The following is a 13,141-nucleotide window of genomic DNA, read 5'->3' on the forward strand; positions in this document are numbered from 1 at the left end:
CTATGTAGAGAGAATGACTTCTCCCTTACTGTATATAATCCCGATTAAACTACATCTGCGTGACTTACAGACAGACGAAGAATCGTTTCATGCGGCAAAATAACCCGTGGGTTCTCTACATTTTCTTTCTTCATCAACTTGGTCAGCAAACGCATCGCTACTGCGCCAAGGTCGTACATTGGCTGAGCCACTGTTGTCAACTGAGGACGCACCATGGAAGCCATACGGATGTTATCCACACTAATAATGGAGAAGTCATCCGGTACTTTCAGACCGTCATCCTGAATGCTGTGAATGGCACCAATGGCCATTTCATCTGTAGCAGCAAAGATAGCTGATGGTTTTTTCTTGAGTCCAAGGAAATATTTCATTGCTTCCACACCGGATTCATACCGATAATTACCGATTCGAACAAGATCCTCCTGGTATTCAATCCCCGCTGCTTCCAGTGCTTTTTTGTATCCTTGGAAACGGGCATATCCATTCGCCGGATCTTGCAGTGTACCACTGATCATCGCAATTTCCTTGTGTCCATGACGAATCAGGGTGTTTACCGCGTCAAACGCAGCCGCCTCATGGTCAATATCCACCGAAGGGAATGTGCCCTTCTCATCACTCGTTGCACAAAGTACGATCGGCACAGCCGCAGACTGGAACGCCTGAATGTGTTCGTCCGTTACTGTTCCACCCATGAAGAGCAGTCCGTCTACTTGCTTTTCGAGCAACGTGTTAATAACACGAATTTCTTTTTCTTTCTTCTTATCTGCATTACACAAAATAATATTGTAGTGATACATATTCGCAATATCTTCAATTCCGCGGGCAATCTCCGCGAAGGTTGAGTTCGAAATATCTGGAATAACGACCCCGACCGTGGTTGTCTTCTTGCTTGCCAGACCTCTGGCCACCGCATTCGGACGATATCCCAACCGTTCGATCGCTTCATATACTTTTTTCCGCGTTTGCGGTTTGACATTAGGGTTATTATTAACTACCCGTGATACCGTTGCCATAGACACTCCAGCTTCACGTGCCACATCATAAATGGTTACCGTCACAGTACTTCTCTCCATTACCAGTAAATTTTCATACCATTTTCATTAAGATTTATATTACGACAAATTTTTGCATTAATCAATTAAAATAGGCTTTAGGACTCACTCAAAACATTCGTAAGTGTGGTTCTAGTAATATCTGAATGGGAAGTATGCCATACAGGAATTCCCTTTTTAATCAGGATCGCCTGTGGAGATTCGTGCTTAACACCCAGCTTATCTGCTGCTTCATTGGATACTGGGCGATCTTCCACAACATAGATGATGCCGTATTTCACATTTTCATTGGCATGGTTATGCAAATAATCGTTCATCTCCTGATAAGCGTTTGAGCTGATCGGACAGCGCGTGCTATGCTTAAACAGAAGCAAAGGTTGATCCTTGGTAGCCTCCACTGCGGAGTTTAGCTGTTCAATACTTGTCATTTTAGTCATGTCAGCCATTAGATATACATCCCCCTTTACCAGGAATACCGCTATGTTGAGCGTTTTCACTCTTCGATATCTTAACAAAAAGTACGCGAAAAAGCCAATTTTCATGAAAACAAGCATTTTACACGTCAAAATTAGACAGCATTTGAGAAGTACTCCTGCCACACAAATCCGGATAATTGACTTAATCTGCGCTCCGTGGTCTCAATCCACGCTGTATCACCAGACTTCGTTGCGTAGCCCATAATGTCCAGCAACAAATTGATACGCTCCTCCACTGCTTGCTGCATTCGATATTCCATCTCCCGATCGGTTGCATCCGGCCAGGCCAGCAGTAACTCATGAAACAGGTCTGCCAGTTCATTACGTTCACCAAAAGATACATCTTGTTTCACGGGCTGTTCACCCAATGTGTTAATGCATTCTGTTAAGTCCGGCTTGACCGGCGGAAGCACTTCATATGATACACAGTCTGTACACGCAAATACGGGTACGTTTCGAATCTCCACTTTTTTGGCGTATACCACTGTTCTTAATTCCAACTCCATTACATGTCCACATCTGCACGACTTGCGCACCACCATCACCTCATTCGTTCTATGCTCTATATAAGTACCATTCGACCTATTTCGGCTCAAATCCTGCTATAAACGAAAGGTTGCAACAAATTACCACTCCCTCCAGATGAAGGTTGTCGAATGCAGGCAGTTACTGACTTGTAATCGCTTCCTCCAAACTGAATATGCACTTCCATGAAGTCCCTTAGAGAATCTGTTACAATTAAAGACGCAACAGACCTAATCACCGCAAAAAGGAGAGATGGACATGAGATTAACTGGTAAAAAAGTCATCGCTCTGGTCGATGAAGAATTCGAGGATTTGGAATTGTGGTACCCTGTGCATCGTGTTCGTGAAGAAGGTGCAGAAGTGCATCTTGCTGGAGAGAAAAAAGGAAAAACCTATATTGGCAAATATGGTGTGCCTGCTGAAGCCGAATACAGTTTCAATGAACTCGATAGTTCAGATTACGATGGCATTCTCGTGCCAGGCGGCTGGGCGCCAGACAAGCTGCGTCGTTATCCCAAAGTACTCGAGCTTGTGAAGGAAATGAATGCAGATCGGAAACCGATTGGACAGATCTGTCATGCGGGCTGGGTGCTGATTTCTGCCAAAATTCTGGACGGGGTTACAGTAACCTCTACACCAGGCATTCGGGATGACATGGAAAATGCAGGTGCCATCTGGAAAGATGAAGCCGTTGTTGTTGATGGACATATCATCTCAGCTCGTCGCCCGCCTGACCTTCCACCTTATGGCAAAGCATTCTGTGATGCACTCGCTGACAAGTAAAAATAACCCCATTGTGCTCCCATGCACAGTGGGGTTATTTTATATAACAAGGTTTTCAATAAATAATTATCACAAATGTAAATATATTAACTTAAAGGTATTTATATCCATTTCCTCTAATCAGGATGCATTCGAACCACTTTGTTCGTCTGGACTTCCTGTGGAGTCATTAAAAACTTGCAATCGCTCCTCAATATCTCCACTGGTCCGCAGGGCGAAGCACTTTCGCGCTTCTTCTTTGGCGTCCGATGCTGTTGTGTTCAACACTCTGTGCTTCACACGTAACAGGGATTGCGGAGACATACTCAAGTGGCGAATGCCAAGCTCCAGCCAAAGTGGAATGGCACGCTCGTCCCCTGCCATCTCCCCGCACACACTGACATCAATTCCGGCCGTATGCGCCGCATCCGCTGTGGCACGAAGCATCCGCAGAACAGCCGGATGATAAGGGTGATACATATGAGCGATCTGCTCATTCATTCGATCTACTGCCAGTACATATTGAACCAGATCGTTCGTACCAATACTGAAGAAATCAGCTTCCTCTGCGAGCAGATCAGCAATCATCACCGCTGCAGGAACTTCAATCATGATCCCAACCTGAATGTGAGGGTCGTATGATAATCCCCGCTCGTCCAGATCGGACATCGCCTCACGGAGAATCTCATTGGCCTGTTGAAGTTCTTCCACCGAAGAAATCATCGGGTACATGATTTTGACATTTCCGGCAGCGCTGGCACGCAGAATGGCTGTAAGCTGTGTTTTGAACAAATCCTTGCGGTCCAGACTAATCCGAATGGCACGGTATCCCAGAAACGGATTGTCTTCCTCCGGCAGTTCAAAGTAATCCAGTTGCTTGTCACCACCGATATCCAGTGTACGAATAACAACGGATTGTCCTGCTGTTTTCTCTGCCACAAGGCGGTACACCTCATACTGTTCTTGCTCACCCGGGAACGTAGCACGGTCCATATACAGAAACTCTGTTCGGAACAAGCCCACCCCTTTGGCTCCTTGTTTCAAAGCAAGGTCCAATTCCTTCACCGAACTGATATTGGAAGCCAAGTGCAAAACGGCCCCATCTTTGGTTACAGCATCCACGGTAGCAAGAACTTGAAGTTGTTCCTTTTTCTTCAGTTGTTTGCTGCGAAGCATGGTATAACGTTCAATTGTCTTGCGATCCGGGTCCGTAAATACCAAGCCATTGTCACCATCCACCACAAGCATATCCCCTGTCTCTACTGGCATGCCAAGACTCGCTTCCAGACCGGAAACGAGAGGAATGCCAAGGGCACGAGCCATAATCGCAGAATGTGATGTTTTCCCGCCAATCAAGGTCACAATGCCTAGTACATGGGTGGGATTCAGATGCGCCAGTTGAGATGGCGACAGTTCTTTGGCGACGAGTACATACGGCTGGGTATCCGAAGGAAGTGTAATCTCCGGTGCACCAAGCAAATGCTTGAGCAGACGGTTGCCCACATCCTTGATGTCAATGGCACGCTCCTTCATATACTCGTCTTCCAGCAAGTCAAACATCGTGACAAAATGGTCTATGGCTTCTTTGACCGCCACCTCTGCTGCCTTATATTGACGCTCAATAATACCGCGAATTTCGTTCATGAATACCGGATCTTCCAGGATTGCCAGATGTGCATCAAAGATACTGGACTCCTCTGGACCAACAACTTCCTTGAACTCATTTTTGATATATTCGATCTCATCCTTTGATGTCCGTATGCCCTCATACAACCGTTCGAACTCTTGGGCGAGATCCACCGAATCCATCTTCTGATCCGGCAGATCCCATTCCCAACTGGGCAGGACAAATGCTTTGCCGATGGCTATGCCTGCAGCTCCGTTGATGCCTTGTATCTTCATTCTACCCCTCCAACGTTCCTGTCATAGAGCACCACGGACATAACGGATGCCTGACCTTTCTTAACTTGCTTAAATGGAGCAAAACTCCATGATTTTACACGATCCGGATTCGTAATTACCATTGGTGTTGTCAGTGACGCCGCTTGCTGACGGAGTACTGCCAGATCAAACTTGATCAACAACTGCCCTGGCTCCACCGTATCGCCCTCCTGAACAAAAGCTTCAAAATGTCCTTTCAACTGAGAGGTATCGATGCCGATATGCAGTAACACCTCAAGCCCCTCACGGGTAGAAATACCCAAGGCATGCATGGTCGGGTACAGGTGCATAATCGTTCCGTACACGGGTGAGACCAGCTCTCCCTTTTCCGGAACAAAGGCTACACCATCACCGACAAGCTTGGCTGCAAAGATCTGATCCGGCACCTCTTCAATTGGGAGCATTTTGCCCTGAACGGGGGCACAGAACAGAACCTGTTGCAGATCTCTTTCCAGCAGCTTCGCGATTTCTTCCCGAATCAATTCCGAGTAGGTCCCGAATACCACCTGTACATTACCGCCACCCAGCTTGATCAGTCCAGCGGACCCCATACTCTTCATGGCACCCGTGTCGATCAGGCGGTCATCATGCACAGTCAGGCGAAGACGTGTAATACAAGCTTCAACCTGTACAATGTTACTCTTCCCACCCAATGCTTCGAGGATTAAAGGTGCCTGATAAGGAATGTTACCTACCCAATCTTCCAGCATGGAGCCCTCTTCACGTCCTGGTGTTGGAATCTTGAACGTACGAATCGCCCATCGGAACAGGAAGTAATAAACCAGCCCATATAGTATGCCAATCGGAATGAGCTTCCAAGCATTCTCCGATAGATGGAAATTGAGTATGTAATCAATAATACCTGCGGAGTAAGAAAATCCATGCCGGATATCAAGCCAGTAACTAATCCACATGGCAACGCCGGACATCACTGCATGCACGATGAACAGATAAGGTGCCGCGAACAAAAAAGCAAACTCAATCTGTTCCGATACCCCGGTTAGAAAACAAACGAGTGCCGATGTCAGAAAAGTTTTCTTGATTTTTGGTTTCAGATCTTCTCTGGCTTCCTGAATAATAGCAAAGGCTATTGCCGGAATGGCAAACATCATGATGGGAAACAAACCCGCCATAAAGAATCCTGCTGTTGGATCTCCTGCAAAAAATCGGGGCAAATCCCCTTGTACAATGTTACCATCAGGTGTTTCGAATGTCCCTAACTGGAACCAAAACACATTGTTAAGCAGGTGATGAAGCCCAAAAGCGACCAGCACCCTGTATAACACTCCGTAGATGAACAGACCAAAACCCCCGAGACTGTATTCCCAAGTAGCAATGCCGTTCAATCCATGCTGTAGGATCGGAGCGAGCCATAACATAAAACAGGAGAACAATGCCGAACAAAGTCCGACGATGAGTAAAACAAACCTTGAACCTCCAAAAAATTGTAAAATTTCAGGCAGTTTAATGCTTTTAAACCGATTATGCATCCCACCGGCAAGCGCGCCGAGTATGATTCCGATTAAGGAAGCGGGCTGAACGGTGCCGTCACCGAAGTTCCGAGTCACCTGATCATATATCACGATACCAGCCAGAGCAGCAAGTCCCGCTTGTCCGGCCTGGTTGGAGAGTCCCAGTGCTACACCGACAGCGAACAAATACGGTAAGAAATAAAAAATACCGTGTCCGGCCACGGTAGACACTTCACCGACAATATCCAATCCCCAGGCGTCCCAAGGCAGACTGCCAACACTGAGCAAAATTGCGGCGGCGGGCAGGACCATTGTAGGTAGCATTACCGCTCGTCCGAGCTGCTGCAAGGATCCGAGCCAATTCATGGCGACCTCTCCTTTCTATCCTAGATGGTAAGCTTTACGCAACGTTTTGTCAAAGCAAAACAGTAACCAATTGGTAATTAATACGGCAAAAATAAAACAGAAAAAATCCCGTCAACTTCAAGTTAACGGGATTCAACCTATGTTCATTCAATTGGTTCAGATCAGGAGATCAATCGATCTCAGGTGAACAGGCCTCTCAGCCGCGTCCAGCGCCGCGCAGAACGATGGAATCCTCTACCTTGATACAACGATTCGTTACCGCTGTCATGCCGTTCTCAGCAGCAATCTGGACCGCTTCATCACTATGGATGCCAAGCTGTAGCCACAGGACATTCGCTTTGATGGCAGCGGCGTCACGTGCTACATCCGCGCAGAACTCATCGCGACGAAACACATTGACAATGTCTACCGGCTCTGGAATATCCGCGAGGGTGGCATATACCGTCTCACCAAGGATTTCACCTTGCACCTGTGGGTTAACCGGGATGATGCGGTAGCCTCTGCTCTGCATGGCTTCAGCCACCATATAGGAAGTGCGATCCGATTTGTCTGATAAACCAACGACTGCGATGTTGCCTGCCTTGCGCAAAAGTTGTCCAATTTCTTCACGAGTAGGGTTGTTAAATTCCATGTTCAAGCACCATCCTTTTCTGATTAAAGTGCGTGTTCAAAAGACTGATTTTCAGTTATTACTCTTTTACCCATTGAACCGAGGCGCCAAGCGCCTGCAAATGATCGAAATATTGCGGATAAGACTTGGCTACATGGTGTGCATCCCGAATACGAAGCGGCTCCTTGGAACGCAGACCAACGACTGTAAGCGCCATAATTACGCGATGATCGTAGTGAGCGTTAATCTCAACGCCGCCTTCTACGCCTTCCGGACGTCCGTGTACGATAATCTCAGCTTGACGCTCTTCGACGTTCGCTCCTGCTTTCCGCAGCTCGTTCAAGTAATCGGTGATTCGATCACATTCCTTGTAACGCAGGTTCTCTACATTATAGAACCGTGACGTGCCTTCCGCAAACACAGCTGCTGCTACCATCGCCAAAACAGCGTCTGTTGCGGCATCCCCGTCGAATTCGATTGCTTTCAGTCTGCCATTTCCTTGAACGTGTACGACATCGTTCTCATGTGTCAATGGCACTTCCATCATGCGCAGCACGTCAACGATGGCACGTTCACCCTGTTTGCTCTGATCCATCAGGCGCAGAATTTTCACATCAGACTGTGTAACGGCTGCTGCGGCAAGAACCGCTGCTGATCCAGGATAATCGCCTTGAACTGTGTAGATCGTTGGCTGGTAAGCCTGTCCACCTGGTACACGGAAGGACATGTAATCATCACTTGCATGGATAACGATGCCTGCTTGCTCCAGCACTTCCAGCGTCTGTCCGATAACGACCTTGGACTTCAGGTCATTCAGCACTTCAATGGTGCTGTCTTCTGCAAGCAAAGGCGTAACAAACAACAATGCGCTCAGATACTGGGAGCTGACGGAGCCGGATACACGAATGTGTCCACCCTTGGCATTGCCACCTTTGATGGTAATCGGCAAGCGACCTTGTTCGTGCTGTACTTCTACACCCAGTTGACCAAGCGCATCAATCAGGTCATCATGCGGACGTTTACCCAGCGAATCCGGGTACGTATTTACAAATGTAACGTCCGGGCAGAGCGCTGTAACTCCCATGAGGAAACGAAGTACAGCACCCGCATTCCCCACATTCAACTCACGCACATCACGTGGATGACTGCCAAAGCCCTCGATCACAATCTTGCTGTCGTCTTCTTCCAGCACTGCCCCCAGATCGCGAATACATCTGCGCATGGCGTCACTGTCTTCACTGTGTGCCGGGAAATGGATGGTACTTGTGCCTTCTGCCAGCGCAGCAGCCAGCAAATAGCGAGTCGTGTAGTTTTTGGAGGACAGAGCCCCGATTTCCCCGTTCAGAGTGGGGGTTGGTTTAACAATAACGTCCATGGATGAAATTCTCCTTCATTGATTATATTGTGGCCAAATTGACATTCCATGCATCGCTTGGGTATCATTATAGGCGTTAAGTCCATACAGAAAAGAGGACCTGAATATGACACAAATAGCTGAAATTGAAACGTCTGAGCTGCGCCGCCGTTTACAGGCGGGAGAGAAGCTGCAGATGATAGACGTCCGCGAGGACGATGAAGTCGCGCAAGGTATGATCGAAGGAGCCAAGCATATCCCGCTTGGACAGATTCCGGACCGACTGTCTGAGATTGAGAAATCAGGCGAGATCGTGATCATCTGTCGTAGCGGTTACCGCAGTGAGCGTGCATGCGAATATCTGCAGCAACTGGGATATGAAGGCTGTACGAACATGGTCGGCGGTATGCTTCAGTGGCAACAGGAAGACTAGAGTACCCGGAGAGAAGCGAAGTCATTTGTAACCTTGTGACCTCAGCTCTGCTCCACTCCCAGAAACGGGCCTATACGGCCCGTTTTGTTATATCTACCACCACCTATCAACCATCAAACTTCGATGATAACAAGCTTAGACGCGGTAATGCGCTAAAATTAAACGAGTCACTTCAGCAGCGGATAACTCGGTTGTATCCACCGTATAATGTGCGAACCGGTATGCGTCTTTCCGTTCTTCCATAATGGCCTTGATGCGTTCCTCTGCATTGCCTGCAAGAAGGGGACGATTGTCACAGCCGCTAACACGTTCCACAATCACTGCCGGATCGGCAGTCAGTGCAACAACCCAACCATTTTTCGACATCACGTCACAATTATCAGAACGCAACACCACGCCACCTCCGGTCGCTATGACCTGTGACTTCTTCTCCAGCACCGAGCATAACATGCGGCTCTCGGCATCACGGAAATACGTCTCTCCCTTGCCGGTGAACAGTTCCGGAATCGTACAGCCTTCCTCTTTTTCCACCGCGGCGTCCACATCAATCAATCGATAACCAAGCTCGCGTGCAAGCATGTCAGCGACGGTTGATTTGCCGGTTCCCATCATGCCAATGAGAATAATATTGTTAGACTTGCTCAAGGTGTACACTCCTTTAATTCAAGCAATTCGTGAGCACTTTTGTCCTATCATAACACAGCCCTGCGGACTGGGAAAGACCATCTCCTAACCGACTTGCTTTCGACCATCCGCAAGTACATTCAAGACAGATCAATTAACTCCCGGCATCTCAGCATACGTCAGATTACCCTCAAGCAGTTATGAGCCCCCAAACGTCTCAATCAGTAACCATCCCAGCAAACTAACAAACTCCAATGAACTTATTTACAGTAAAAAAGAGGCCTAGCGTTGACCGGCTATCACCGGAACGCCAAACCTCTTTTGAGCCCCTTAGCAGGCCAAAGCTCCTGCTTAAGGGCACTTTGGCCAAATCTAATAGACTTGTATAGGTGGTATTACTCCATCCAGTTGTGGTGGAAGCTGCCTTCTTTGTCCACACGTTTGAACGTGTGAGCACCGAAGTAGTCACGTTGAGCTTGCAGCAAGTTTGCTGGCAGACGCTCTGTACGGTAGCTGTCGTAGTAAGAAAGAGCGCTGGAGAAGCCAGGTACCGGAACACCTTGTTTTACAGCAGCCGCTACAACTTCACGCCATGCCCCTTGATAAGACTCAACGATGTTTTGGAAGTAAGGATCCAAGAGCAAGTTTTTCAGAGCTGCATCTTTATCATAAGCTTCCTTGATGTTTTGCAGGAACTGCGAACGGATGATACAGCCGCCACGGAAGATCATGGCAATGTTGCCGTATTTCAGATCCCAGCCATACTCGTCGGAAGCTGCACGCATTTGTGCAAATCCTTGTGCGTAGGATACGATTTTACTTGCAAAGAGCGCTTTACGCACGCTCTCGATAAATGCTTTTTTGTCACCGGAGAACGCTTCAGTCGCTGGTCCATTCAGGATTTTGCTAGCTGCTACACGCTCGTCTTTCATAGCAGACAGGAAACGGGAGAATACGGATTCTGTAATCATGGACAATGGAACGCCGAGATCCAGCGCACTTTGGCTTGTCCATTTACCTGTTCCTTTTTGTCCAGCAGCATCCAGAATGACGTCAACCATAGGTTTGCCCGTTTCTGGATCGTATTTGGAGAAGATATCTGCTGTGATTTCGATCAGGTAGCTATCCAGCTCTCCTTGATTCCATTCCGTAAAGATCGCATGAAGCTCTTCAACGGAAACGTTCAATACGGATTTGAGCAAGTGGTACGCTTCACCAATCAACTGCATGTCTCCGTACTCGATACCGTTATGCACCATTTTCACATAGTGTCCGGCACCGTCAGGTCCAATATATGTACAACATGGATCGTCACCGACTTTGGCCGAGATCGCCGTCAGAATCGGTTCAACCAGTTTATAAGCACTTTCCTGTCCACCCGGCATAATGGAAGGGCCTTTCAGTGCGCCTTCTTCACCACCGGATACACCTGTACCGATGAAGCGAATGCCTTTGTCTTCCAACTCTTTGCTGCGACGTTGCGTGTCAGGGAAGTATGCGTTCCCTCCGTCAATGATGATATCACCCTCATCCAGGTGAGGAAGCAGTTGTTCAATGGTAGCATCGGTCGCTTTGCCGGCTTGTACCATGATCAAAATTTTGCGCGGGGATTCCAGGGATGCTACGAACTCTTCAATGGAGAATGAGCCTGTCAGGTTTTTACCTTCAGCTTCTTTCAGAAGATCATTGGTTTTCTCCGGGGAACGGTTATATACCGATACTGAGAAACCTTTGCTTTCAATGTTAAGGGCCAAATTTTTGCCCATGACAGCCAGGCCAATTACGCCAATTTGTTGTTTTGTCATCTGGTCCTCCATCCTTTGCTCCAATTAATTTTATTGAAATAAATTCTCAACAATACTCCTATTTTAACGGTTTTATGTATAGAAGTGAACCCCGTGGCACCGTGGCACAATAAGAAAACACCCCAATCAGCCGAGGTGTTCATCGTATTTTCATAAATACAACCGTAAAGACAATACAACATAACAAGGTAATCCAATTATTGTATATGTACAATGTTATAATCATATCCATGAACTCTGATCAAAAAAGGAGGAGCGTACATAATGGCGTTTGAACAGCTTTCGAACGAAGAACGGTTTTCCCTGGATATTCGAAGAACATTTCTTCTGGGGGCATATATGAATGAATGGGGGATGCCGGAGCACAGGATCGTTCTTTCCAAGCCGGACAGAAACATTCATGTAGAAATCTATTACTTTCCTGCCACGGTTCATTCAGGCATCGCAAGATTTGTGACAGTAGGCTTGTCCCAGGCATGTCGTCCTTCAGGGGAGAAGGTCGCTTCCGAGTGGATGCTCGCGCTGCAATCCAATCTCGGTGGTGAGAATGTGGAGCGTGTGAATAGCTATATGGCCGATCTGATCTCCCATCACATCGAAAATGTACATGATTCAGCGGTTCCACGTGTGATGAAATCAAGCGAATTAGCGCCAGCCCGATGGAATGCAACCGCCTTTCTTCTCGATGAACTGCGGGGAGAAAAAGAATCCCTCGAACAGCTCCATGTAGGTGATGAAACAATAGAGCTATTGTGGGCGGTACCCCTCACTTCTTTTGAAGCTGACCTGCTACTCAACAAAGGGGTGAACGAATTCGATCTTTGGATTGAGAACTCTGATTACTCTATTCTTGATCCTTGCCGCCCCTAAATGACAAAATGGTTTAACGACGATTGTACGTGCAAATGGCTTATTACATAACCACAAAGCCCTGGCATGCACCAGGGCTCTTAACTCAGATTATAATCAGAAGCTTTATCCTTCATCCTTCCAGCATCAACAGATGCCCAGACAACCGTTTCAGTACTTCACGGCAGGCATTGGCTTTATCCACATTATCTACCTGAATGGCCGTATGCAGGCGCTCCAGTTCATCGTCCAATTCCATGCGTAACAACATGAGCCTTTCCTCACCTTCGCGTGAGAGGAACATTTCTTCCATCTCTTCCGCTGTCGGCGCAGGTTCTTTTTGAAAAATGACACGCTGTTTGAACCCAGACACTTCCACGAGCCGAATGACTTCACCGAATAAAATATTCTCCACGGTCATCTGCTGATCCTTGAACCGCTTCACAACCGCATGCCCGCGTGTATCTCCAATCAGCTTCTCCAGCCACTCTGCAAGCTTTGCATCCTTAATGATATAATCCCCAGTCATCTTGTAGTTCCCCGTGCGTGTCTGTTGAAAGCGGAGCTTTACCAGCTTGCGGCCGGTCCGGACTGACAGGATAAAAAAGGATTCGTCCTCGCTCCAATATAGTGAATATCCCTCACGAATAAGGTCTCTGATCAAATTTTGGATATGCCGACGGTTGAACCGCAGCTCCAGATTGCAATATTCAACTTCATAACTCTTATTCACGGCACTCCCTCCATCTGTACCGGATCAACTCCGGCCCTCGTCTTCAATCGCTTCTACTCAATCGGCTTACCCTATTTTATACTTCATTTTATGTAAGGGTACTTGGTTATTTGACTATTTTTCACCGAAAGAGCCGCCG

The 13,141-nt window shown here is 47.5% G+C and carries 13 protein-coding genes; 3 read left to right on the top strand and 10 right to left on the bottom strand.

The features are described from left to right. Positions 1 to 44: 44 nt before the first annotated feature. The 3 genes from ccpA to F0220_RS20575 all read right to left on the bottom strand — a co-directional run bounded on the left by ccpA (position 45) and on the right by F0220_RS20575 (position 2,034). A complete protein-coding gene (gene ccpA / locus F0220_RS20565; RefSeq protein WP_036614690.1) occupies positions 45 to 1,058 on the bottom strand; it encodes a catabolite control protein A in 1,014 nt (337 codons plus the stop codon). A 92-nt stretch (positions 1,059 to 1,150) separates the two neighbouring features. Beyond that, entirely contained in the window at positions 1,151 to 1,498 is a 348-nt protein-coding gene (gene ytxJ, locus F0220_RS20570; protein ID WP_105599639.1) for a bacillithiol system redox-active protein YtxJ, read from the bottom strand. A gap of 122 nt (positions 1,499 to 1,620) precedes the next feature. Next, positions 1,621 to 2,034, bottom strand: a complete 414-nt coding sequence (locus F0220_RS20575; protein WP_091014249.1) for a hypothetical protein — start codon at positions 2,032 to 2,034, stop codon at positions 1,621 to 1,623. Between the two features lie 277 nt (positions 2,035 to 2,311). On the opposite strand from F0220_RS20575, the gene F0220_RS20580 reads away from it, so the two are divergent. Then, entirely contained in the window at positions 2,312 to 2,836 is a 525-nt protein-coding gene (locus F0220_RS20580) for a type 1 glutamine amidotransferase domain-containing protein (protein WP_091014246.1), read from the top strand. Between the two features lie 120 nt (positions 2,837 to 2,956). Here F0220_RS20580 and ptsP read toward each other — a convergent pair whose 3' ends face one another. The 4 genes from ptsP to aroA form a co-directional block, all read right to left on the bottom strand. Beyond that, the gene (ptsP, locus tag F0220_RS20585) at positions 2,957 to 4,717 is read right to left on the bottom strand and encodes a phosphoenolpyruvate--protein phosphotransferase (protein WP_091014243.1); all 1,761 of its coding nucleotides are present in this window, start codon (positions 4,715 to 4,717) and stop codon (positions 2,957 to 2,959) included. Beyond that, positions 4,714 to 6,594, bottom strand: coding sequence for a glucose PTS transporter subunit IIA (locus F0220_RS20590; RefSeq protein ID WP_105599641.1), 1,881 nt, complete (start codon positions 6,592 to 6,594; stop codon positions 4,714 to 4,716). The genes ptsP and F0220_RS20590 overlap by 4 nt, the downstream gene beginning before the upstream one ends. Positions 6,595 to 6,790: 196 nt before the next feature. After that, on the bottom strand, positions 6,791 to 7,225 hold the full coding sequence (locus F0220_RS20595; protein ID WP_091014241.1) for a CoA-binding protein: 435 nt from the start codon (positions 7,223 to 7,225) through the stop codon (positions 6,791 to 6,793). A 58-nt stretch (positions 7,226 to 7,283) separates the two neighbouring features. Beyond that, the gene (aroA, locus tag F0220_RS20600) at positions 7,284 to 8,579 is read right to left on the bottom strand and encodes a 3-phosphoshikimate 1-carboxyvinyltransferase (RefSeq protein WP_105599643.1); all 1,296 of its coding nucleotides are present in this window, start codon (positions 8,577 to 8,579) and stop codon (positions 7,284 to 7,286) included. Between the two features lie 106 nt (positions 8,580 to 8,685). Between aroA and F0220_RS20605 the strand changes: the two genes are divergently transcribed. Beyond that, complete coding sequence (locus tag F0220_RS20605) at positions 8,686 to 8,991, top strand: rhodanese-like domain-containing protein (RefSeq protein ID WP_017687407.1); 306 nt, start codon at positions 8,686 to 8,688, stop codon at positions 8,989 to 8,991. Between the two features lie 135 nt (positions 8,992 to 9,126). On the opposite strand, the gene F0220_RS20610 is transcribed toward F0220_RS20605, so the two are convergent. After that, a complete protein-coding gene (locus F0220_RS20610) occupies positions 9,127 to 9,636 on the bottom strand; it encodes a shikimate kinase (protein WP_223199736.1) in 510 nt (169 codons plus the stop codon). Between the two features lie 374 nt (positions 9,637 to 10,010). After that, entirely contained in the window at positions 10,011 to 11,420 is a 1,410-nt protein-coding gene (gndA, locus tag F0220_RS20615) for an NADP-dependent phosphogluconate dehydrogenase (protein WP_091014235.1), read from the bottom strand. A gap of 264 nt (positions 11,421 to 11,684) precedes the next feature. On the opposite strand from gndA, the gene F0220_RS20620 reads away from it, so the two are divergent. Next, complete coding sequence (locus F0220_RS20620) at positions 11,685 to 12,290, top strand: suppressor of fused domain protein (protein WP_091014233.1); 606 nt, start codon at positions 11,685 to 11,687, stop codon at positions 12,288 to 12,290. Between the two features lie 112 nt (positions 12,291 to 12,402). Here F0220_RS20620 and F0220_RS20625 read toward each other — a convergent pair whose 3' ends face one another. Beyond that, positions 12,403 to 13,002 (bottom strand): hypothetical protein, encoded by a 600-nt coding sequence (locus F0220_RS20625; RefSeq protein WP_091014231.1) that lies wholly within the window; start codon positions 13,000 to 13,002, stop codon positions 12,403 to 12,405. Positions 13,003 to 13,141: the final 139 nt, after the last annotated feature.

This window comes from Paenibacillus sp. 37 (genome assembly GCF_008386395.1).
Lineage (GTDB): Bacteria > Bacillota > Bacilli > Paenibacillales > Paenibacillaceae > Paenibacillus > Paenibacillus amylolyticus_B.

Coding starts and splice junctions, on each gene's coding strand:
- ytxJ (WP_105599639.1), bottom strand. CDS start 1,498: ATGGCTGACATGACTAAAATGACAAGTATTGAACAGCTAAACTCCGCA.
- F0220_RS20575 (WP_091014249.1), bottom strand. CDS start 2,034: ATGGAGTTGGAATTAAGAACAGTGGTATACGCCAAAAAAGTGGAGATT.
- F0220_RS20580 (WP_091014246.1), top strand. CDS start 2,312: ATGAGATTAACTGGTAAAAAAGTCATCGCTCTGGTCGATGAAGAATTC.
- ptsP (WP_091014243.1), bottom strand. CDS start 4,717: ATGAAGATACAAGGCATCAACGGAGCTGCAGGCATAGCCATCGGCAAA.
- F0220_RS20590 (WP_105599641.1), bottom strand. CDS start 6,594: ATGAATTGGCTCGGATCCTTGCAGCAGCTCGGACGAGCGGTAATGCTA.
- F0220_RS20595 (WP_091014241.1), bottom strand. CDS start 7,225: ATGGAATTTAACAACCCTACTCGTGAAGAAATTGGACAACTTTTGCGC.
- aroA (WP_105599643.1), bottom strand. CDS start 8,579: ATGGACGTTATTGTTAAACCAACCCCCACTCTGAACGGGGAAATCGGG.
- F0220_RS20605 (WP_017687407.1), top strand. CDS start 8,686: ATGACACAAATAGCTGAAATTGAAACGTCTGAGCTGCGCCGCCGTTTA.
- gndA (WP_091014235.1), bottom strand. CDS start 11,420: ATGACAAAACAACAAATTGGCGTAATTGGCCTGGCTGTCATGGGCAAA.
- F0220_RS20620 (WP_091014233.1), top strand. CDS start 11,685: ATGGCGTTTGAACAGCTTTCGAACGAAGAACGGTTTTCCCTGGATATT.